17 protein-coding genes are annotated in these 21,196 nt (G+C 71.0%); 9 read left to right on the top strand and 8 right to left on the bottom strand.

Annotation, left to right across the window (positions count from 1 at the left end):
- Positions 1 to 101 precede the first annotated feature (101 nt).
- Positions 102 to 1,199 carry a septum site-determining protein Ssd gene (ssd, locus tag GT042_RS07585; RefSeq protein WP_161307936.1) on the bottom strand — a complete coding sequence of 366 codons (1,098 nt, stop codon included), beginning with the start codon at positions 1,197 to 1,199 and terminating at the stop codon, positions 102 to 104.
- Positions 1,200 to 1,732: 533 nt separating this feature from the next.
- On the opposite strand from ssd, the gene GT042_RS07580 reads away from it, so the two are divergent.
- Positions 1,733 to 2,569 (top strand): HAD-IB family hydrolase, encoded by an 837-nt coding sequence (locus tag GT042_RS07580; protein ID WP_161307935.1) that lies wholly within the window; start codon positions 1,733 to 1,735, stop codon positions 2,567 to 2,569.
- Between the two features lie 625 nt (positions 2,570 to 3,194).
- Here the strand turns inward: GT042_RS07580 and GT042_RS07575 are convergent.
- The gene (locus GT042_RS07575; protein ID WP_161307934.1) at positions 3,195 to 4,073 is read right to left on the bottom strand and encodes an oxidoreductase; all 879 of its coding nucleotides are present in this window, start codon (positions 4,071 to 4,073) and stop codon (positions 3,195 to 3,197) included.
- A gap of 100 nt (positions 4,074 to 4,173) precedes the next feature.
- Here GT042_RS07575 and GT042_RS07570 point away from each other — a divergent pair, with 100 nt between their 5' ends.
- Positions 4,174 to 5,160 carry an ATP-binding protein gene (locus GT042_RS07570; RefSeq protein WP_161307933.1) on the top strand — a complete coding sequence of 329 codons (987 nt, stop codon included), beginning with the start codon at positions 4,174 to 4,176 and terminating at the stop codon, positions 5,158 to 5,160.
- 19 nt (positions 5,161 to 5,179) lie between these two features.
- Here GT042_RS07570 and GT042_RS07565 read toward each other — a convergent pair whose 3' ends face one another.
- Positions 5,180 to 6,457 (bottom strand): hypothetical protein, encoded by a 1,278-nt coding sequence (locus tag GT042_RS07565; RefSeq protein WP_161307932.1) that lies wholly within the window; start codon positions 6,455 to 6,457, stop codon positions 5,180 to 5,182.
- Between the two features lie 323 nt (positions 6,458 to 6,780).
- Here GT042_RS07565 and GT042_RS07560 point away from each other — a divergent pair, with 323 nt between their 5' ends.
- The 6 genes from GT042_RS07560 to GT042_RS38805 all read left to right on the top strand — a co-directional run bounded on the left by GT042_RS07560 (position 6,781) and on the right by GT042_RS38805 (position 14,988).
- Positions 6,781 to 9,501 (top strand): SulP family inorganic anion transporter, encoded by a 2,721-nt coding sequence (locus tag GT042_RS07560; RefSeq protein WP_161307931.1) that lies wholly within the window; start codon positions 6,781 to 6,783, stop codon positions 9,499 to 9,501.
- Positions 9,502 to 9,665: 164 nt separating this feature from the next.
- Positions 9,666 to 11,621, top strand: a complete 1,956-nt coding sequence (gene acs, locus GT042_RS07555) for an acetate--CoA ligase (RefSeq protein ID WP_161307930.1) — start codon at positions 9,666 to 9,668, stop codon at positions 11,619 to 11,621.
- 177 nt (positions 11,622 to 11,798) lie between these two features.
- Entirely contained in the window at positions 11,799 to 13,202 is a 1,404-nt protein-coding gene (gene nhaA, locus GT042_RS07550; protein ID WP_345943706.1) for a Na+/H+ antiporter NhaA, read from the top strand.
- Positions 13,203 to 13,291: 89 nt separating this feature from the next.
- Complete coding sequence (locus GT042_RS07545; protein ID WP_345943708.1) at positions 13,292 to 13,738, top strand: phage holin family protein; 447 nt, start codon at positions 13,292 to 13,294, stop codon at positions 13,736 to 13,738.
- The gene (locus tag GT042_RS07540) at positions 13,735 to 14,664 is read left to right on the top strand and encodes an alpha/beta hydrolase (protein WP_161307927.1); all 930 of its coding nucleotides are present in this window, start codon (positions 13,735 to 13,737) and stop codon (positions 14,662 to 14,664) included. The genes GT042_RS07545 and GT042_RS07540 overlap by 4 nt, the downstream gene beginning before the upstream one ends.
- A 144-nt stretch (positions 14,665 to 14,808) precedes the next feature.
- Positions 14,809 to 14,988, top strand: a complete 180-nt coding sequence (locus tag GT042_RS38805) for a hypothetical protein (protein WP_161307926.1) — start codon at positions 14,809 to 14,811, stop codon at positions 14,986 to 14,988.
- A gap of 15 nt (positions 14,989 to 15,003) precedes the next feature.
- Here the strand turns inward: GT042_RS38805 and GT042_RS07530 are convergent, their stop codons facing one another.
- The 3 genes from GT042_RS07530 to nth all read right to left on the bottom strand — a co-directional run bounded on the left by GT042_RS07530 (position 15,004) and on the right by nth (position 18,110).
- Positions 15,004 to 16,203 (bottom strand): MarP family serine protease, encoded by a 1,200-nt coding sequence (locus GT042_RS07530; protein ID WP_161307925.1) that lies wholly within the window; start codon positions 16,201 to 16,203, stop codon positions 15,004 to 15,006.
- Positions 16,204 to 16,299: 96 nt separating this feature from the next.
- Complete coding sequence (locus GT042_RS07525; protein WP_161307924.1) at positions 16,300 to 17,019, bottom strand: CoA pyrophosphatase; 720 nt, start codon at positions 17,017 to 17,019, stop codon at positions 16,300 to 16,302.
- A 260-nt stretch (positions 17,020 to 17,279) separates the two neighbouring features.
- Positions 17,280 to 18,110 carry an endonuclease III gene (nth, locus tag GT042_RS07520; RefSeq protein ID WP_345943707.1) on the bottom strand — a complete coding sequence of 277 codons (831 nt, stop codon included), beginning with the start codon at positions 18,108 to 18,110 and terminating at the stop codon, positions 17,280 to 17,282.
- A gap of 470 nt (positions 18,111 to 18,580) precedes the next feature.
- On the opposite strand from nth, the gene GT042_RS07515 reads away from it, so the two are divergent.
- Complete coding sequence (locus GT042_RS07515) at positions 18,581 to 19,255, top strand: Crp/Fnr family transcriptional regulator (RefSeq protein ID WP_161307922.1); 675 nt, start codon at positions 18,581 to 18,583, stop codon at positions 19,253 to 19,255.
- A gap of 101 nt (positions 19,256 to 19,356) precedes the next feature.
- On the opposite strand, the gene GT042_RS07510 is transcribed toward GT042_RS07515, so the two are convergent.
- Together GT042_RS07510 and GT042_RS07505 are read right to left on the bottom strand one after the other, a co-directional pair.
- Positions 19,357 to 20,190: an MBL fold metallo-hydrolase gene (locus GT042_RS07510; protein ID WP_161307921.1), complete on the bottom strand. Its 834-nt coding sequence runs from the start codon at positions 20,188 to 20,190 to the stop codon at positions 19,357 to 19,359.
- Positions 20,187 to 21,158 carry an NUDIX hydrolase gene (locus tag GT042_RS07505; RefSeq protein WP_161307920.1) on the bottom strand — a complete coding sequence of 324 codons (972 nt, stop codon included), beginning with the start codon at positions 21,156 to 21,158 and terminating at the stop codon, positions 20,187 to 20,189. The genes GT042_RS07510 and GT042_RS07505 overlap by 4 nt, the downstream gene beginning before the upstream one ends.
- Between the last annotated feature and the right edge of the window lie 38 nt (positions 21,159 to 21,196).

The raw sequence follows: 21,196 nt of genomic DNA, 5'->3' as shown, positions 1-21,196 counted from the left end.
GGTCGGTTCGGCCCCGCTCTCCGCCAGCCGCTGCCGCACGGCGTCCAGCAGGCCGCCCGCCGACGTCCCGCCGTACGAGGCCTCGTCCCGCGTACGGCCCGTCACGGGCTCACACTCCCCTCGTCGGCCAGCGCCCGCTCCCAGAACGCGGTGCAGAAGGCAGCGAGCGGGCCACGGGCACTGGATCCCGGCGGCGCCCCGCCGTCCTGCGCCTGGGCCAGGCCCGGCTCCCAGGGCAACTCGCCCACCAGCGGGAGTCGGAGCGCGCCCGCGATCCACCGCTCGTCCAGACCCGTCGCGTACGGCCCCCGGACCACGGCCCTCAGATCCTGGAGGACCATGCCGACCATGGAGGCCACCCGGCCGGCCGCCGCCACGGCCCGCAGCTCGGCGGGCACCACCAACAGCCCGAGATCCACCTGGGCCAGGGCCTCCGCCATGGCCTCGTCGATCCGGCGCGGAAGATCCACCACCACCACGCCGCCGCGCCTGCGGGCCGCCGCGAGCACGGAGCGCATGGCCTCCGGCTGAACCACCACCGGGTCACCGCGATCCCAGCTCAGCACCCGTAACTCGTGCAGCCGGGGCAGCGACTCCTCCAGCGCGCCCCCGGCGACCCGGCCCTTCGAGGTCGCGAAGTCCGGCCACCGCCGGCCTTCGCTCTGCTCACCGCCGAGCAGCACGTCGAGCCCGCCGCCCAGCGGATCGCCGTCGATGAGCATCGTGCGCCGGCCGGCCCGGGCCGCGGTGACGGCCAGGGCGCATGCCAGGGTCGAGGCCCCCGCGCCGCCGCGCCCGCCGATCACGCCGACCGTGAGCGCCTGACGGCCCACGCCCTCCGCCGCGTCCGCGATCCGGTCGACCAGCCAGCCTTCCGCGTCGGGAAGCCGCAGGACACAGTCGGCGCCGATCTCCACCGCCCGCCGCCACACATCCGGATCGTCCTGATCACGTCCCACCAGCATCACCCCCCTCCTGCGGGTGGCACCGCGGCAGCGCGCCGCCGCGTCGTCCCCGACCAGGACCATGGGCGCGTCCTCCCAGCACCCCTTCGCCTCCGGCACCCCGTGGTGCACCTGCGGCTCCGCGCCCGCCGCCGCACACAGCCGCAGCAGGTCGTCGAGCAGATCCGCGTCCTCCGTCACGATCAGCGGTCCCGCCCGTCGCCCTCCGGCGACCTGTGCCCGATCGGATGTCATGGATCCCGCCACGATCTCCGCCCCCTCATCTCTGCCTCGATCCGGGATCTGCGAGCGCTTCTCAGCGGTCCCGCAGGCATCCGGTATCCGTGATTCCGGCTTCCGCGAACTTCGCGGTCGGAATCACCGTGCAGGGGAAGAGGAAATCTTGTGGATCTTGCTCGAAAACTGTGGACAACTCACAGGTTGTGAATATCCCGCTCGCTCATACCGGTGACTTCCGGAGCGGAGCGCGTCGGCTACGCAGAGTGAGGGGTATGAATGGAAACACGCCGCCGCACACGCACCGCAGACAGAGATCGAGCGAGGTCAGCAGAGGGGGGACAACGGGATTCGAGAGACAAAAACGCGTCCGGACATGCGACGACCCCCGCCGGGGGGGAGAGCGGGGGTCGTCCCCACAGCCAGACTCGGGGGGGGAGGAGTCGGGCCGGGTTAGCACGGTCGCGAACGATCCGTGACTTCCATGGTGTACCCGACGGCCTTCTCAGGCAAACCCACGCGCCGGACCTTACGCCGAATGGTGGGCGCATATGCTCACCCTCGTGGAAATCCGCTCCTTGCCGCGCACAGCTGCCTTCTTTGACCTGGACAAGACGGTCATTGCGAAGTCATCGACGTTGACCTTCAGCAAGCCCTTCTACCAAGGCGGTCTGATCAACCGCCGGGCGGTACTACGGACCGCTTACGCGCAGTTCGTCTTCCTCGCCGGAGGCGCCGATCACGACCAGATGGAGCGGATGCGCGAGTACCTCTCCGCGCTCTGCAAAGGCTGGAACGTCTCACAGGTCAAGGAGATCGTCGCGGAGACCCTGCACGATCTCATCGACCCGATCATCTACGACGAAGCGGCATCCCTCATCGAGGACCACCACACCGCCGGCCGGGACGTGGTGATCGTCTCCACCTCGGGCGCGGAGGTGGTCGAGCCGATCGGCGAACTCCTGGGCGCGGACCGGGTGGTGGCGACCCGGATGGCCGTCGGCACCGACGGGTGCTTCACCGGCGAGGTGGAGTACTACGCGTACGGGCCGACCAAGGCCGAGGCGGTCAAGGCGCTCGCCGAGTCCGAGGGTTACGACCTGTCGCGCTGCTACGCGTACAGCGACTCCATCACGGACGTCCCGATGCTGTCGTCCGTCGGCCATCCGTACGCGGTCAACCCGGACCGCGCGCTGCGAAGGGAGGCGATCGCGCGCGACTGGCCGATCCTGGTCTTCAGCAGGCCTGTTCGGTTGAAGCGGCGGCTGCCCGCCCTGTCGATGCCGGCGCGCCCGGCGTTGGTGGCCGCGGCGGCCGTGGGTGCGGCGGCGGCCACGGCGGGGCTCGTCTGGTACGCGAGCCGCCGCCGCACGACGGCGCCCGTATGACCGCCGTGACCACCACGACCACTGCGACCGCCGCGACCGCCGCGACGGCTTTCCCCCGTCCGACGACCGCCCGTTTCCCGATCACCACCCGCCGCCCGTTTCGTCCCCGTCCGCTGCCCGTTTCATAATCGCCGGGCGCCCGATTCGCACCTGTTTGAACGTGAAAGTAAAGAAGTCGGGCCGGGGGTTTCGCATCCTTGGGGACAGGAGTACAAAGGAATCAACGGCCCGCGAGACCAAGGACATCCGAGAGGATCACCTGAGAAACGCTAGAGGCCCCACGGACCGAAGCACGGAAGTCGAGTACCCACGCGACGTCGACCCGTCGATTACGGGCCAGCCGCACCAGGTGACGGGCGAAGTTCCCGACCTGATGGGCACTACTTCGAGGACGCTTGGTAACTCGGCGGACGTGTTGGCGGCGGCATCGAAACTGATGCCGCCACAATTCTGTCCGGCCCGCCCGGACGAGAGGAATGCGGGCCGAGCCGTCGTTCGTAATAAACGCGTGGCAAATTCAGGGGCGCGACAGGCTCCACGCGCGACCGGTTCAAACGGCCGCGTTCCAAGCGTGAGGCGTCGCGAGACGTCGTGAGATGTCGTGAGGCGTACAGAAGTGGTGGGTTCAGGCCGCTCCGCGCTGGAGGGCCTCGCATACCGCCGTGGACTCCCTCACTCCCAGTTCGATCGCGCGGCCGCAATGCGCGATCCACATGACCATCCCGTCCGGGGTGCCCGACAGATAGCCGGCGAAGGCGGCGGCGTACGCGGCGCGGCCCAGCTCGGCGTGGCCCACCTCCGCCGGGCAGACCGACTTGGGGTCAAGACCGCTGCCGGTCAGCACGATGCGTTCGGCGGCGCGGGCGACGAGGCCGTTGTACGAACCGAACGGGCGTAGCGCCAGCAGTTCGCCGTGCACCACCGCCGCCGTCACCAGCGCCGGCGCCGAACTCCCCGCCACGACCAGGGCCGACAACCCCTCCAACCGCCCCGCCACCTCGTCGGCGCCGGGCAGCGGCGCCTCGGTGAGCGGTCCCGCGACATCGACGCCGGGCGTCTCCGTCACCCGTTCGCCGGCCAGCCGGGGCCGTCCGACCGTGCTGTCGGCGGGGCCCGCGCCGCCCGCCGCCACCAGATGCAGCCGGGCCAGCACCCGTACCGGTGACTGGTCCCAGATGGAGAGGAGTTGGCCGGCCTCGGCGGTCAGCCGCAGTGCGGCGCCGACCGTTCGGGCCTCGTCGTCGGCGCCGAAGTCGTTGCGCCTGCGCACCTCTTCCAGCGCCCAGTCGGCGCCGGACAGCGCGGCGGAACCCCGCGCCGCGCGCAGGGTCGCCTCCGAGGTGACCTCGTTGCTCCGGCGGCGCATCACCCGGTGGCCGTAGACGCGATCCACCGCCCTGCGAACCGAATCCACCGCGTCGGGGACGCCCGGCAGGGAGGCCAGCGCGAGCAGGGGTTCCTCCGGCCGCGGAGCGGAAGAGGCGTCAGAGGAAGTCGTACTCATAAGTAGCAAGGCTACGCGCCCACAGGGGGCGCCCCACCTTGGAGTGGTCTTCTTCACTGAATGTGACCGTCGAACACGGTAGCCGCTAACCTACGTGAACATGAAGATCGCTTTCGTGGGTAAGGGCGGCAGCGGCAAGACGACGCTGTCCTCGCTCTTCATCCGCCATCTGACCGCCAATGAGGCCCCTGTCGTCGCGGTGGACGCCGACATCAACCAGCACCTGGGGGCCGCGCTCGGCCTCTCGGACGAGGAGGCGGCCGCGCTGCCCGCGCTCGGCGCGCACCTTCCGCTGATCAAGGACTATCTGCGCGGCAGCAACCCGCGGATCTCGTCCGCCGACGCGATGATCAAGACGACGCCGCCGGGCGAGGGGTCGCGGTTGCTCCGGGTGAACGAGGACAACCCGGTGTACGACGCGTGCGCGCGGACCGTCCGGCTGGACGACGGGGAGGTCCGGCTGATGGCCACGGGGCCCTTCACGGAGTCCGACCTCGGGGTGGCGTGCTACCACTCCAAGGTCGGCGCGGTGGAGCTGTGCCTGAACCACCTGGTCGACGGGCCGGACGAGTACGTGGTGGTCGACATGACGGCGGGCTCGGACTCCTTCGCGTCGGGGATGTTCACGCGGTTCGACGTGACGTTCCTGGTGGCCGAGCCGACGCGTAAGGGTGTCTCGGTCTACCGCCAGTACAAGGAGTACGCGCGGGACTTCGGCGTCTCGCTGAAGGTCGTCGGCAACAAGGTGCAGGGGGAGGACGACCTGGACTTCCTCCGCCAGGAGGTGGGCGACGACCTGCTCGTCACCCTGGGGCAGTCCAACTGGGTCCGGGCGATGGAGAAGGGCCGCCCGCCGCGCTTCGAACTGCTGGAGGCGGACAACCGCTGCGCGCTCCAGACCCTCCAGGACGCGGCGGAGGACTCGTACGAGAACCGCGACTGGGAGCGGTACACCCGGCAGATGGTCCACTTCCACCTCAGGAACGCGGAGAGCTGGGGCAACGCGAAGACGGGCGTCGACCTGGCCTCCCAGGTCGACCCCGCCTTCATCCTCAGCGAGGCGTCCGCCGTGCCTCAGCCCGGCTGAGCCTCCGTCCGTCCGTCCGTCAGTTCTTCTGTTCGGGGCCCGCCGGGGCGCGGGACGCGTTGAGGGTGGTCGGGTCCGTCATGTACGGGGCCCAGCCGCCCTTCGGGGCCTGGCCGACGCCGAGGCCGCGCAGCTTCTCCAGCGTCCGCGGGTCCTGCGCGTCCAGCCAGTCCGCCAGCTGACGGAACGACACGCAGCGCACGTCCCGCTGGACGCAGACCGTCTTGATCGTCTCCTCGATGGCGCGCATGTACGTGCCGCCGTTCCAGGACTCGAAGTGGTTGCCGATGATCAGCGGGGCGCGGTTGCCGTCGTACGCCCGGTCGAAGGCCTTGATCAGGCCGTCCCGCATCTGGTTGCCCCAGTACGTGTGCTTGGCCGGGTCGCCCTTGGTCGTCCCCGACTGGTTGAACATGAAGTTGTAGTCCATCGACAGCGTCTCGAAGGCGCGCCCCGGCACCGGCACCAGTTGGAGCGGCAGGTCCCAGAGGCCCTCGGTCTTCTTCGGCCAGACCTGGTTGCCGACGCCGCTGGAGTCGTAGCGGAAGCCCATCGTCCGCCCGGCCAGCATCATGTTCTTCTGCCCTTCCAGGCAGGGCGTACGGCCGCCGACCAGCTCCTTGTCGTAGTCGAACGGCAGCGGCGCCTCGGTCGCGAGCCCCGCGTTGGTCTTCCAGCCCTTGACGAACGCCTTGGCCTGGCTGATCTCGCTCTTCCACTCGTCGACCGACCAGGTGCCGACGCCGCCGTTCTTGCCGCAGAAGTGGCCGTTGAAGTGCGTGCCGATCTCGTTGCCGTCGCGCCAGGCGCCGCGCAGCTGCCGCAGGGTGTCCGAGATCCCCTTGGTGTCGTTGAAGCCGATGTCCGAGCTGCCGGCCGCGTGCTGCGGCGGGTTGTACTGCCGGGCCTTCTCCTTGGGCAGGAGATAGACCCCGCTCAGGAAGTACGTCATGGTCGCGTCGTACTTCTTGCCCACCTCGCGGAAGTGGGAGAAGAGCCGCTGGCTGTCCTCGCCCGCCCCGTCCCACGAGAACACCACGAACTGCGGAGGCTTCTGGCCCGGCTTCAACCGCTGGGGCTTGGGCAGTCGCGGCTGCGCGCCGGTGTACGCGGTGGAGCCGTCACCGATGAGCCGTACGACGTTCTTGGGCGCCACGGGCGCCTTCCTGGCGCCGTACGCGCCGTTCCCGGCCTCGGGCCCACCCCCGGGGCCACCGGTGCCGGAACAGCCGGTCAGACCGACGGCGAGCGCCGTGACGGCGGCGCCGAAGGTGATTCTCGTTCTGGCGGCCAGCATCCGCCCACCTCTTCCTTCAGGGTTCGCGTACCGAAGTGCCGAGCGGCGAGGTGCCGGCACGGCGCCGAGCGCCGCCAACCTCGCACCACGGACAAAAAGAAGATGAAACGACAAGCCGTACAAAATGACTAATCACCGGTTCGAGTGATTCATTGACCCATTTGCCCGGAAAGTCATGCCAGAGTCTTTACTCTCCATTACGATCTGTTTACCAAGAGTTGCACCGAGCATCCCGCCGCTGCGTATCCCACCGCTGCACGCCGTGACCCACGGCCGCGTCCCCCACGTTCCGCGACCGCGCTGCCCCGGAGGAGACGGGAATCATGTCTGCCCGCGTACCCACTCGCGCCGACGGCGCCGCTCGACCGGCCCGTACCGACCCGCCGTCCCCGGGCTCCCGGCCCCCGTTCCGGTCCCGGTTCCGGTTCCGGATCGCCGGGGCCGACCTGTCCGCCTCCGTCACCGTCTTCCTGATCGCGCTGCCGCTTTCGCTCGGCATCGCGCTCGCCACCGGCGCGCCGCTCCAGGGCGGCCTGGTCGCGGCGGCCGTCGGCGGACTGGTCGTCGGCCGCCTCGGCGGGGCGCCGCTCCAGGTGAGCGGCCCGGCCGCCGGGCTGACCGTCGTCACGGCCGACCTGATCCAGCTGTACGGCTGGCGCACCACCTGCGCCATCACCGTCTGCGCCGGCCTCGCCCAACTCGGCCTCTCGGCGCTCCGGGTGGCCCGCTCGGCCCTCGCCGTCAGCCCGGCGATCGTGCACGGCATGCTCGCCGGCATCGGTGTCACGATCGCGCTCTCCCAGCTCCACATCGTGCTGGGCGGCTCGCCGCAGAGCTCCGCGGTCGCCAACGTCAAGGGACTTCCCGCCCAGTTGGCGGACCTCCATCCCGGTGCGGTGTCCGTCAGCGCGTTCACGATCGTGGTGCTGCTCGCCTGGCCACGGATTCCGGGGCGCGGCGGCCGGTTCGTACGGAAGGTCCCCGCCACGCTCGCCGCGGTGGCCCTGGCGACCTCGGTGGCCGCCGTGCTCGGGGTGGGCCTCCCGCGCGTCGACCTGCCCTCGTGGAGCAACCACGCCCTGCCGGAGCTGCCTCAGGGCCCGGTGCTCGGGCTGATCGCCGCCGTCCTCACCGTCACCCTGGTCGGCAGCGTCGAATCGCTCCTCTCCGCCGTCGCCGTGGACAAGCTGGTGTCCATGCGGAAGGAGCCCGCCGTCCGGATCCCGCGCGCCCGGCTCGACCGCGAGCTGTTCGGACAGGGCTCGGGCAACATCCTCTCCGGCGCGCTCGGCGGGCTGCCCATCACGGGCGTCGCCGTGCGCAGCTCCGCCAATGTCGCGGCCGGCGCGGTGAGCCGGAATTCGACGATGCTGCACGGCCTGTGGGTCGCGGTCGCGGCGCTGCTGCTGGTGCCGGTGCTCGACCTGATCCCGCTGGCGGCGCTGGCCGCGCTGGTGATGGTCGTGGGGATCCAGATGGTCAACCTCGTCCACCTGCGGAGCGTGAAGCGGAACCGCGAGATGCTGGTGTACGCGGTGACGCTGGCCGGGGTCGTGTTCACCGGCGTCCTGGAAGGGGTGGCGATCGGGATCGCCGTCGCGGTGGCGGTCGCGATGCACCGGCTCACCAGGACGCGGATCACGGTGGCCGAGCGGAACGGAGTCCACCGGATCCGGGTCCGGGGCCAGTTGACGTTCCTGGCGGTGCCGCGGCTCAGCCGGATCCTCCAGGAGGTGCCGCACCGCGCGGACAGTGTGGTCGAGCTGGACGGGTCCTTCATGGACCACGCGGCGTACGAGGCGCTGCACGACTGGCAGACCTCGCATCTCGCGCAAGGCGGGACGGCGGAGTTCACCGGGCGGGCCGGCGGGCGGATCGCGGAGCCGACGACGGAGCTCCAGTCCTGCTGCCGTCCGTGGACGCCGTGGCGTAACCACCACTGTGGTGAACACCCGGCGGCGGAACCGGCTGTCGCCGAGGTGTCGGGCGCGAGCCCGTCGGGCGCGGTCGCCTCCCACCCGGTCTCGTTCGGAACGGCATCATCCGGTACGGACCTTTCCGGTACCGATCTGTCCGGTACGGCTTCGTCCGGTACGGGTCCCTCCGACACGGCCCCGTCCAGTACAGATCCGTCCAGTACAGATCCGTCCGACACGATCACACCCGGACCCGCGACAGCACCCGGACCCGGACCCGACCCCGCCCCCTCACCCACGGCCCCCTCCGCACCACCCCGTAACAGCACGTCGGACCTCGGCACATCAGCAGCCCCCCGCGTCACCCAGCCGCACCTCGACGGCCGGCGGCACCCCGTGGGCGGTGGGGCGAGCAGTCGTCAACTCGCCAGCGGCATCAGTTCGTTCCAGCGCAACACGGCCCCCCACGTCCGGGACGAGCTGGCGCGGCTCGCCCGCGAGGGGCAGCGGCCGTCGCAGCTGTTCCTCACCTGCGCCGACTCCCGCCTGGTCACCAGCATGATCACGTCCAGCGGTCCGGGCGACCTCTTCACCGTACGGAACGTCGGCAACCTCGTGCCGCTGCCCGGCGCCGACGGCGCGCACGGTACGGACGACTCGGTGGCGGCGGCGATCGAGTACGCCGTGGATGTCCTCCGGGTCCAGTCCATCACCGTCTGCGGGCACTCCGGATGCGGCGCGATGCAGGCCCTGTTGAACACGCCGGACGTCAACGGCGAGCCCCGTACCCCCCTCCGGCGCTGGCTGCGGCACGGACAGCCGAGCCTGGATCGGATGAAGAGCAAGCACCATTCCTGGGCCAGGATCTCCGGACGGCTGCCGGCCGACGCGATCGAACAGCTCTGCCTCACCAACGTGGTCCAGCAGTTGGCGCATCTGCGCGCCCACGACGCGGTCGCGCGCGGACTCGCCGAGGGGAGGCTGGAGTTGCACGGCATGTACTTCCACGTCGGTGAGGCGCAGGCCTACCTGCTGGCCGACGGCAGTACGACGGGGAGTTCGGGGGGCGGCTCCGAAGAGGTGTTCAACCGCGTGTCCCCCACGGCCCTGGAGGAGTCGCGCGCCTGAACCGTCCGCGCCCGCCATCCGTGAGAGTGTGTGGCCGCTGCGGTCCCGGCCCCACACAGGTCTAAACCAATTACCGGAAGGGCCTTGTCACCCGGGCATCCGCCTGATGAGCTAGGCCAGGGACACACAGGACGCCCTGGGGACGCCCGGGAGAGGGAGATGTCGTGAGCAACGAAAGCCTGGCCAATCTGCTCAAGGAGGAGCGGCGGTTCGCGCCGCCGTCCGAGCTGGTCGCGCACGCCAATGTGACGGCGGAGGCCTATGAGCAGGCCGCGGCGGACCGGCTCGGCTTCTGGGCCGAGCAGGCGAGGCGGCTCACCTGGGTCACCGAGCCGACCGAGACGCTGGACTGGTCGAACCCGCCCTTCGCGAAGTGGTTCGCCGACGGTGAACTCAACGTCGCGTACAACTGCGTGGACCGTCACGTGGAAGCCGGCAACGGCGACCGGGTCGCGATCCACTTCGAGGGCGAGCCGGGCGACAGCCGCTCGATCACCTACACGGAGCTCCAGGACGAGGTCTCCCGCGCCGCCAACGCGCTGACGGAGCTCGGCGTCCAGGCCGGCGACCGGGTCGCGATCTACCTGCCGATGATCCCCGAGGCCGCGGTCGCGATGCTCGCCTGTGCCCGGATCGGAGCAGCGCACTCCGTCGTCTTCGGCGGCTTCTCCGCCGACGCGGTCGCCTCCCGCATCCAGGACGCGGACGCCAAGCTCGTCATCACCGCCGACGGTGGCTACCGCCGCGGCAAGCCGACCGCCCTCAAGCCCGCCATCGACGAGGCGGTCACCAAGTGCCCGCAGGTCGAGCACGTGCTGGTGGTCCGCCGTACGGGGCAGGACACCGCCTTCGACAGCACCCGTGACGTCTGGTGGCACGAGATCGTCGCCCGGCAGACCGCGCACCACACCCCGCAGGCGTTCGGCGCGGAGCACCCGCTCTTCATCCTCTACACCTCCGGCACGACGGGGAAGCCGAAGGGCATCCTCCACACGTCCGGCGGCTACCTCACCCAGGCGGCCTACACCCACCACGCCGTCTTCGACCTCAAGCCCGAGTCGGACGTCTACTGGTGCACGGCCGACATCGGCTGGGTGACCGGCCACTCGTACATCGTGTACGGGCCGCTCGCCAACGGCGCCACGCAGGTCATGTACGAGGGCACCCCCGACACCCCGCACCAGGGGCGGTTCTGGGAGATCGTCCAGAAGTACGGGGTGACGATCCTCTACACCGCGCCGACCGCGATCCGTACGTTCATGAAGTGGGGCGACGACATCCCCGCCAAGTTCGACCTGAGCAGTCTGCGGGTCCTGGGCTCGGTCGGTGAGCCGATCAACCCCGAGGCGTGGATCTGGTACCGCGAGCACATCGGCGCCGGCACCACCCCGATCGTGGACACCTGGTGGCAGACCGAGACCGGCGCGATGATGATCTCGCCGCTCCCCGGGGTCACCGAGACGAAGCCGGGCTCCGCCCAGCGCGCGCTGCCCGGCATCTCCGCCACCGTGGTGGACGACGAGGCCAACGAGGTCCCCGACGGGGGCGGCGGCTACCTGGTCCTGACGGAGCCGTGGCCGTCGATGCTCCGCACGATCTGGGGCGACGACCAGCGGTTCATCGACACGTACTGGTCCCGTTTCGAGGGCAAGTACTTCGCCGGTGACGGCGCGAAGAAGGACGACGACGGCGACATCTGGCTGCTGGGCCGCGTCGACGACGTGATGCTGATCTCGGGTCACAACATCTCCACCACCGAGGTCGAGTCCGCCCTGGTCTCGCACCCCAAGATCGCGGAAGCGGCGGTCGTGGGCGCGGCCGACGAGACCACCGGCCAGGCCATCGTCGCCTTTGTCATCCTGCGCGGCACCGCGAGCGTGGACGACGGCCTCGTCGCCGAGCTGCGCAACCACGTCGGTACGGCTCTGGGCCCGATCGCCAAGCCCAAGCGGATCCTCCCGGTGGCGGAGCTGCCGAAGACCCGCTCCGGCAAGATCATGCGGCGCCTGCTGCGCGACGTGGCCGAGAACCGGACGCTCGGAGACGTCACCACGCTCACCGACTCCTCGGTCATGGACCTCATCCAGACCCAGCTGCCGTCCGCGACCAGCGAGGACTGAGCACGACCCGCGCACAGGCGGGGGCACCCGGCGTCCACCGACCCGGGTGCCCCCGCCCGCGCCTGCGTAGAGTGTGCGCGACACCGACAAATGAACAGGAAAATCCAGGTGCGCCGGGAAGTCTGGTCGGCAACGTGATCCGCCATGTCCGCCGAACCGCCCCGGAGGTACGACCCCGTGCCAGCCCCCACGGCCACCGCCACCGCCCGTAAGTTCCTCGGCCGGCTGTCGCTGCCCGAGCGGAACTACGTCGCCGACGCGCTCCGTACCGAAACCGTGGGCGGACTGCTCCTCCTCGCCGCCGCCGTAGCGGCCCTGATCTGGGCGAACACCCCGGTCAGCGCGTCGTACACCACCGTGCGGGACTTCCACCTCGGCCCCTCCGCCCTCGGCCTCCACCTCTCCGTACAGCACTGGGCGGCCGACGGACTGCTCGCCGTCTTCTTCTTCGTCGCCGGGGTCGAACTGAAGCGCGAGCTGGTCGCCGGTGAGCTGCGCGATCCCCGCGCCGCCGCCCTGCCCGTCGTCGCCGCGCTCTGCGGGATGGCGACGCCCGCCCTCGTCTACCTGATGGTCAACGTCGTCGGCGGCGGTTCGCTGGACGGCTGGGCCGTCCCCACGGCCACCGACATCGCCTTCGCCCTCGCCGTCCTGGCCGTGCTCGGCACCTCGCTGCCCGCCGCGCTCCGCGCCTTCCTCCTCACCCTCGCCGTCGTCGACGACCTCTTCGCGATCCTGATCATCGCCGTCTTCTTCACGAGCGATCTGGACTTCGCGGCGCTCGGCGGCGCGTTCGCCGGCCTCGCCGTCTTCTGGCTGCTGCTGAGGAAGGGCGTACGGGGCTGGTACGTGTACGTCCCGCTCGCCCTCGTCAACTGGGCGCTCATGTACAACAGCGGCATCCACGCCACCATCGCGGGCGTGGCGATGGGCCTCATGCTCCGCTGCGTCAGGACCGGCGACGAGGAGCAGTCCCCGGGCGAGCGGGTCGAACACCTGGTGCGCCCCCTGTCGGCGGGGTTCGCCGTCCCCGTGTTCGCCCTCTTCTCCGCGGGCGTCCTGGTGACCGGCAGCGTCCTCGGCGACGTCTTCACCCGCCCCGAGACCCTGGGTGTGGTCCTGGGGCTGGTGGCGGGCAAGGCCGTCGGCATCTTCGGCGGTACGTGGCTGGCCGCCCGCTTCACCCGGGCGCGGCTCAACGAGGATCTGGCCTGGCCGGACGTCTTCGCGGTCGCCGTCCTCGCCGGGATCGGCTTCACCGTGTCGCTCCTCATCGGCGAGCTGGCGTTCTCCGGCGACGCGGCCCTCACCGACGAGGTGAAGGCCTCCGTCCTGCTGGGCTCCCTCATCGCGGCGGTGCTCGCCGGTGTCCTGCTCAAGCTCCGCGTACGGACCTATCGCGCGCTCTGCGCGGACGAGGAGCGCGACGAGGACCAGGACGGCGTACCGGACATCTATGAACAGGACGATCCCGGGTATCACCTGCGCATGGCCGCGATCTTCGAGGCGAAGGCCGCGGAACACCGCCGTCTGGCGGAACACGCGGGGGCAGCGCGCGATGACGCCGACGGTCCGGCATGATCTGACACACGCGAGAACCAGAGCGAGAAGAGGGAGTCACCGTGAGCGACCCCGGCAGGCAAGCCGCCGACGCAGTCCGGACCGGCGTCATTGTGGGACCCGTCAGCGCCGACCGCAGCCTCGGCCAGCTGGTCGCCGAGGCGACCACCGAACTGTCAGGACTGGTGCACGACGAGATCGCGCTCGCCAAGGCGGAGATCCGGCAGGACGTCAAGCGGGGTGCGATCGGCAGCGGGGCCATCGCCGTCGCGGGGATCCTCGCCCTGTTCTCCCTGCCGGTGTTCAGCTTCGCGGCCGCGTACGGCATCCACAACTGGGGACTCGGGCTCGCCTGGTCGTTCCTGATCGTCGGCGGGGCGTTCGTGGTGCTCGCGGGCCTGCTGGCCGGGTTCGCCGTACTCAAGTTCAAGAAGATCAAGCCGCCGGAGAAGAGCATCGCCTCGTCCAAGGAGTCGGCGTCCGTTCTCCAGAACGCGAAGCCTCACCCCCGGGAGGTCGGGCAGGAGACCAAGTCTGTGGCACGCTCGTCCGCATGACCGCCCCTGATTCCGCCTCCGCCTCCGCCGTCCGCCTCGATGGTCCGTGGGTCCACCGCGATGTGGCGGCCAACGGCGCGCGCTTCCACATCGCCGAGGTGGGCGACGGGCCGCTGGTGCTGCTGCTCCACGGCTTCCCGCAGTTCTGGTGGACCTGGCGGCATCAGCTGACGGCGCTCGCGGACGCCGGGTACCGCGCGGTGGCCATGGACCTGCGCGGGGTGGGCGGCAGCGACCGTACGCCGCGGGGGTACGACCCCGCCAACCTGGCCCTCGACATCACCGGCGTCGTGCGCTCCCTCGGCGAGCCCGACGCGGCGCTCGTGGGACACGACCTGGGCGGGTACCTCGCGTGGACCGCCGCCGTGATGCGGCCCAAGCTGGTGCGCAGGCTCGCGGTGTCCTCGATGCCGCACCCGCGCCGCTGGCGCTCCTCGATGCTCTCCGACCTGTCGCAGAGCCGGGCCGGCTCGTACATCTGGGGCTTCCAGCGGCCGTGGCTGCCGGAGCGTCAGCTGGTGGCGGACGACGCGGCGTTGGTGGGGCAGCTGATCCGGGACTGGTCGGGGCCGAGCCTGCCGGACGAGGAGGCGATCGACGTCTACCGGCGGGCCATGACCATTCCGTCCACGGCGCACTGCGCGATCGAGCCGTACCGCTGGATGGTGCGGTCGATGGCGCGCCCGGACGGCATCCAGTTCAACCGGCGCATGAAGCGGCCGGTACGGGTGCCCACCCTCCAGCTGCACGGGTCGCTGGACCCGGCGATGCGTACGCGCAGCACGGCGGGGTCCGCGGAGTACGTGGAGGCGCCCTACCGGTGGCGGCTCTTCGACGGGCTCGGGCACTTCCCGCACGAGGAGGACCCGGCGGCGTTCTCCTCGGAGCTGATCAACTGGCTCAAGGACCCGGAACCGGACCGCTGAGCACGCGATCCGACACCGCCGGAAACGGCGTCTCGAACACCACCACGAACACGCGTCCTAGGAAGGGCCACTTGCCGGGCGCATAGGCCAATTGGCCCTCCCCCGCGCGGTTATCGACCTTGGGGCACGGGCACACGTCCCCGTATGGGCTGGACGCACGACTACGGTGACGCACCACGCAAGCGCCGCTCGGCCACTGTGCCGATCACCCACGAGAGGGGCGGCCCGCACGATCAGGAGCATGATCCGAGGCTCGGGATCTCCCTCATTCTCCGCCGCAGGGCCCGCTGGGTCTCGGCCCGGCTGCGCCACCCGCGCACATAGGCGCGGGCCCCGCCGCTACAGCGCGCACCCCTGGCTGTCGACTTCCTGATTGGCCGTACGGCCCTTCTCGATGTCCTCGCGGATCTCGTCGACCGTCAGGGCGTACCCCGTGTTCGCGTCGTCGAGCGACCGCGCGAAGATCACGCCGTACACCTTGCCGTCCGGTGTGAGCAGCGGGCCGCCCGAATTGCCCTGGCGCACGGTCGTGAACAGCGAGTACACCCGGCGGCTGACCTCGCCGCGGTGGTAGATGTCGGGTCCGTTGGCGTTGATACGGCCCCGGACACGCGCGGAGCGCACGTCGTACGCGCCGTTCTCCGGGAAGCCGGCCACGATCGCGTTGGCGCCGCTGCGCGCCTCGTTCCCGGTGAAGCGGAGCGGGGTCGCGGGCAGGTCCGGCACGTCCAGGACCGCGATGTCGCGCTGCCAGTCGTAGAGGACGACCTTCGCGTCGTACAGCTTGCCCTCGCCGCCTATCTGGACCGTCGGCTGGTCCACCCCGCCGACCACGTGCGCGTTGGTCATCACCCGGCGGTCGGCGAAGACGAAGCCCGAGCCTTCGAGGACCTTGCCGCAGCTCTGGGCCGTACCGACGACCTTGACGATGGACCGCTGGGCGCGGGCCGCGACGGGACTGCCCGCGAGCGCGGGGTCGGGGGGCTGGACCTCGGTGATGGGCTCGTTGGCGAAGGGGCTGAAGACCTGCGGGAAGCCGTTCTGCGCGAGGACGGACGAGAAGTCCGAGAACCAGGTGGAGGCCTGGGTGGGCATCACCCGTGAGACGCCGAGGAGCACCTTGGAGCTGCGGACCTCCTTGCCGAGCGTGGGCAGCGTCGTCCCCGCGAGGGCGGAGCCGATCAGCCAGGCGACCAGCAGCATGGCGAACACATTGACCAGCGCCCCGCCGGAGGCGTCCAGGGCGCGCGCCGGCGACCACGTGATGTAGCGGCGCAGCTTGTTGCCGAGGTGGGTCGTGAAGGCCTGGCCGATGGAGGCGCAGACGATGACGATCACGACCGCGACCACGGCGGCCGTGGTGGAGACCTCGGCGTCCTCGGTGAGGTTGTCCCAGACCACCGGGAGCAGGTAGACGGCGACGAGGCCGCCCCCGAGGAAACCGATGACCGACAGGATGCCGACCACGAAGCCCTGGCGGTAGCCGACGATCGCGAACCACACAGCGGCGAGCAGCAGCAGGATGTCCAGCACGTTCACCGTCGTTAGCCTCGCAGATTCGTCAACGGCCTGGGCAGCGGGGTCGGGCGGGGACGGCAGGCGGGGGCCGGCGCGTCCCGGGCGGGAATCAGCCTGTCACGCGCGCCAGTCCAGCGGGACCTCCTTCGAGCGGTCCCAGGGGACCTCGAAACCGGCTAGATAGAGGATGCGGTCGATCAGTCCGGCGGTGAAACCCCAGACCAGGGTGGACGCGACCAGGAAGGCCGGGCCCCGGTGACCGCTCGGGTGGAAGGCGCTCACGCGGTGGGCGGGGTCCGTGAGCTCCGCCACGGGGACGGTGAAGACGCGGGCGGTCTCGGCGGGATCGACGGCGGCGACCGGGGTGGGCCGGCGCCACCAGCCGAGCACGGGTGTCACCACGAAGCCGCTCACGGGGATGTAGAGCGCGGGCAGTACGGCGAAGAGCTGGACGCCCGACGGATCGAGACCGGTCTCCTCCTCGGCCTCCCGCAGCGCCGCCCGCAGGGGCCCGGTGGTCGCCGGGTCACCGTCCTCGGGGTCGAGCGCGCCGCCGGGGAACGACGCCTGGCCCGGATGCGAACGCAGGCTCCCGGCCCGCTCCATGAGGAGCAGCTCGGGGCCGCGCTCGCCTTCCCCGAAGAGGATGAGCACGGCCGACTGCCGTCCGCCGCCGCTCTTGGGCGGCAGGAAACGGCTCAGCTGCTCCGGCGCCACGCCCACCGCGGCGCGCGCGACGGGCATGAGCCAGTCGGGCAGCCCGTCCGTGGTCACGTCGACCCCGGCCGTCGGGTCGTCGTACATGCGGTTGTGGTACGTCCTGTCAGCGCGCGTCATCTGCACCCCTGTCGCATAACGCCTGCCGTCGGCCGGATCGTTCCGCCCTCGTCCGGCTCCGCCCGTGTGTGTCGCCGTACGGCTGTGACGCGTCGCCGCACGGCGTTCGCGTCGTGCGGCTGTGACGTCATACGGCGCGGACCCTTCATGCGCTCAACGCGCGCCGTTCTTCCGCGTGGTCGGTATCAGCGGCGCCGGTATCTGCGGCGCCCGTATCTGCGGCGCCGGTATCCGGTACGGGGAAACTCGTCGGCTCCGGCTCATTCCGCATCCGCACCGGCGCCCGTGCCCGTGCCCGCACTCGCGCCCAGCGGAGGCGCCGGCCTGCCCGGGTAGTCGGCGGGCGGGCTCAGTCGCTGCCCCGGATAGCCGCCCTTCTCGTACTTGAGGAGCTTCTCCGCCTTCTCCGGGTCCGTCTCCCCCACTCCGTACGACGGACAGAGGTGCGCGATCGGGCAGGCGCCGCACGCGGGCTTGCGCGAGTGGCAGATCCGGCGGCCGTGGAAGATCACCCGGTGCGAGAGCATCGTCCACTCGCTCTTGGGGAAGATCGCCTCGATCTCCGCCTCGACCTTCTCCGGGTCCTCCTGCTCCGTCCACTTCCAGCGGCGCACCAGCCGGCCGAAGTGGGTGTCGACCGTCAGACCCGGGACCCCGAACGCGTTGCCCAACACCACGTTCGCCGTCTTGCGGCCGACACCGGGCAGCGTCACCAGATCGGCCAGGCGGCCCGGGACCTCACCGCCGAAGTTGTCCCGGAGCGCCGTCGACAGCCCGATGAGCGACCGCGCCTTGGCCCGGAAGAAGCCCGTCGGGCGGATGATCTGCTCCAGCTCCTCGGGCACGGCCGCCGCCATGTCCTCGGGCGTCGGGTAGGCGACGAAGAGCGCGGGGGTGGTCTGGTTCACCCGCAGGTCGGTCGTCTGGGCGGAGAGGACGGTCGCGATCAGCAGCTCGAACGGGTTCCGGAAGTCCAGCTCGGGGTGGGCGTACGGATAGACATCGGCCAACTCGCGGTTTATCCGCCGGGCCCGGCGGACCATGGCCAGTCTGGATTCCGGTTCGGCCGCTTCGGCCGCCGCCGTACGGATGGGCGTACCCGCCGCGGCCGTCTCCGTCCCGGCTCCGCCCGGGGCCGCGTTCCGGGCCGCGGCCTTGCTCACGCCTCGGCCCGCCCCCTTGCCCCGTGGGGCTTTCGCGGCTTTTTTCGGTTTCTCCGAGGGCTGTTCGCCCACAGCGGAATTACGGTCGGCCGCCACTTCTCCAGCCCCCTCTGCCTGCGCTGTCACCGGCTTTTTGGACACCCGGCCAGCCTAAAGCCCTCCGCTGACATCCGCCCCGGCCCTGGCCGATCACCACCCGAATCGGCCTCCCGGGCACGGTCCGGCGCCCCTGTACGTCAAGCTTGTGACCGATCACACGGTTTCGAACACGGGGTGGCCCGGCAGACGGCGAGAGGGCCGTGAGATACGGAGCCACCCGAGAACCGACAGCACGTACGGCATTATGGGGACCCTGGTTCCGCTCTGGTTCCCTGAGCAGGTCGACAAGGAGAGAACACGTGGACGACGTTCTGCGGCGTGCCCCGCTCTTCGCGGCGCTCGATGACGAGCAGGCCGGAGAGCTCCGCGCCTCCATGAGTGAAGCGACGCTGGCCCGCGGTGATGCTCTCTTCCACGAGGGCGACCCCGGCGACCGTCTCTATGTGGTCACCGAAGGCAAGGTCAAGCTGCACCGCACTTCCCCGGACGGCCGGGAGAACATGCTGGCCGTGCTCGGCCCCGGCGAGCTGATCGGCGAGCTGTCCCTCTTCGACCCCGGCCCGCGTACGGCCACGGCGAGCGCGCTCACCGAGGTCAAGCTCCTCGGCCTCGGTCACGGCGACCTCCAGCCCTGGCTCAACGCGCGGCCCGAGGTGGCCACGGCGCTGCTGCGTGCCGTCGCGCGCCGTCTCCGTAAGACCAACGACCAGATGTCCGACCTGGTCTTCTCCGACGTCCCCGGCCGTGTGGCCCGGGCGCTCCTCGACCTGTCGCGCCGCTTCGGCGTGCAGTCGGAGGAGGGCATCCACGTGGTCCACGACCTCACGCAGGAGGAGCTGGCCCAGTTGGTCGGCGCGTCCCGCGAGACGGTCAACAAGGCGCTCGCGGACTTCGCCCAGCGCGGCTGGCTGCGGCTGGAGGCACGTGCGGTGATCCTGCTGGACGTGGAGCGCCTCGCGAAGCGGTCGCGCTGACAGTTCGGCCACCGAACCCGCCGTATCCGTAGGACGGAAACCGTCCGGGCCGCCGTACAGGCGCCCGGACGGTGGCATGTCCGGACCGAACGATCAAACGGTCAGCTGATCAGACCGTGCTCGCGCAAGTACTCCAGCTGCGCCCGTACGGACAGCTCCGCCGCCGGCCAGAGCGACCTGTCCACGGCCGCGTAGACCTGCTCCACCACCTCCGACGGCGTACGGAAGCCGTTCTCGACCGCCGTCTCGACCTGGGCCAGCCGGCTCGCGCGGTGGGCGAGGTAGAACTCGACCGCGCCCTGGGCGTCGTCCAGTACGGGACCGTGGCCCGGCAGCACCGTACGGACCCCGTCGTCCACCGTCAGCGAGCGCAGGCGGCGCAGCGAGTCGAGGTAGTCGCCGAGCCGGCCGTCCGGATGCGCGACGACCGTGGTGCCCCGGCCGAGAATCGTGTCGCCCGTCAGCACGGCCCGGTCGGCGGGCAGGTGGAAGCAGAGCGAGTCGCCGGTGTGACCGGGGGTCGGGACGACCCGTAGCTCCAGACCGCCGGTGGTGATCACGTTGCCCGCCGCCAGTCCTTCGTCGCCGAGGCGCAGCGCGGGGTCGAGGGCTCTGACGTGGGTACGGGTCAGCTGGGCGAAGCGCGCCGCGCCTTCGGCGTGGTCCGGGTGGCCGTGGGTGAGCAGGGTCAGCGCGACCCGTTTGCCGGCCTGCTCGGCGATGTCGACGACCGCCTTGAGGTGGAGGTCGTCGAGGGGGCCGGGGTCGATGACCACCGCGAGGTCGGAGTCCGGTTCGGAGACGATCCAGGTGTTGGTGCCGTCGAGGGTCATGGCGGAGGCGTTCGGCGCGAGGACGTTGACGGCGCGGGCGGTCGCGGGTCCTGAGAGCGTCCCGCCGCGCGGCTGACCGGGCAGAGCGGCGGCGTCCGTCATCGTGTCCCTCCCTCGGCCGGATCCACGCGCTTGGTGAATTCGTCGTGCCCCGGCCAGCTGAGCACCAGTTCCCCGTCCACCAGCCGCGCGGTCGCCAGTACGGGCGTCAGATCGCGGTCGGCCGCCGTGTCGAGCGCCGCGGCGGCCGTGCCGTACGACGTGAGCGCCCGCAGGGTCGAGACGGTCGGGGGCATCATCAGCAGGTCGCCCTTGTCGTACGCCTCGATCGCCGCGCCCGGCCTGATCCACACCGTACGGTCGGCCTCCGTGGACGCGTTCCTGGTGCGCTGGCCGGTCGGCAGCGCGGCCACGAAGAACCAGGTGTCGTACCGGCGCGGCTCGAACTCCGGGGTGATCCAGCGCGCCCACGCGCCGAGCAGATCGCTGCGCAGCACCAGGCCGCGGCGGTCGAGCAGGTCCGCGAAGGACAGCTCGTGGCGGACGAGCGCGGCACGGTCGGCCTCCCAGTCGTCGCCCGTGGTGTCGCCGACGACGGTCTCCGGCGTCTCGCCCGCGAGCAGGACGCCCGCCTCTTCGAACGTCTCGCGGACCGCCGCGCAGACGATCGCCTGCGCGGAGGCCGCGTCGACGCCGAGGCGGTGGGCCCAGACGTCCCGGCCGGGGCCGGCCCAGCCGACCGGCCGGTCGTCGTCGCGGGGGTCCACGCCGCCGCCGGGGTAGACGTACGCACCGGCCGCGAAGGCCATCGACGCCTGCCGGCGCAACATGTGGACCTCGGGCCCGCCGCCGGGGCCCGCCCCGGCGGATCCGAGACCCGCCGTCGCCACGCTCGCCTCTGCCGAGCCGGCCATCGCCACGCTCGCCGTCGCCGCGCTCGCCTCGGCGGGGTCGTCACGCAGCAGCATCACGGTCGCCGCGCGCCGTGGCGTCACCGCCGTAATCTCACCGGCGGCGAGGGCACGGATCCGCTCGGGCCACTCGGGCGGGTACCACTGACCATTGGGCATGGCCGGATGCTATGCGCTGAGCGGACGATGTTCGAGAG

Source organism: Streptomyces sp. SID3212, from assembly GCF_009865405.1.
In the GTDB taxonomy this organism is placed as follows: domain Bacteria; phylum Actinomycetota; class Actinomycetes; order Streptomycetales; family Streptomycetaceae; genus Streptomyces.
The sequence above is the reverse complement of the archived record's forward strand: the minus strand, read 5'-3'. Positions and strand labels throughout refer to the sequence as shown.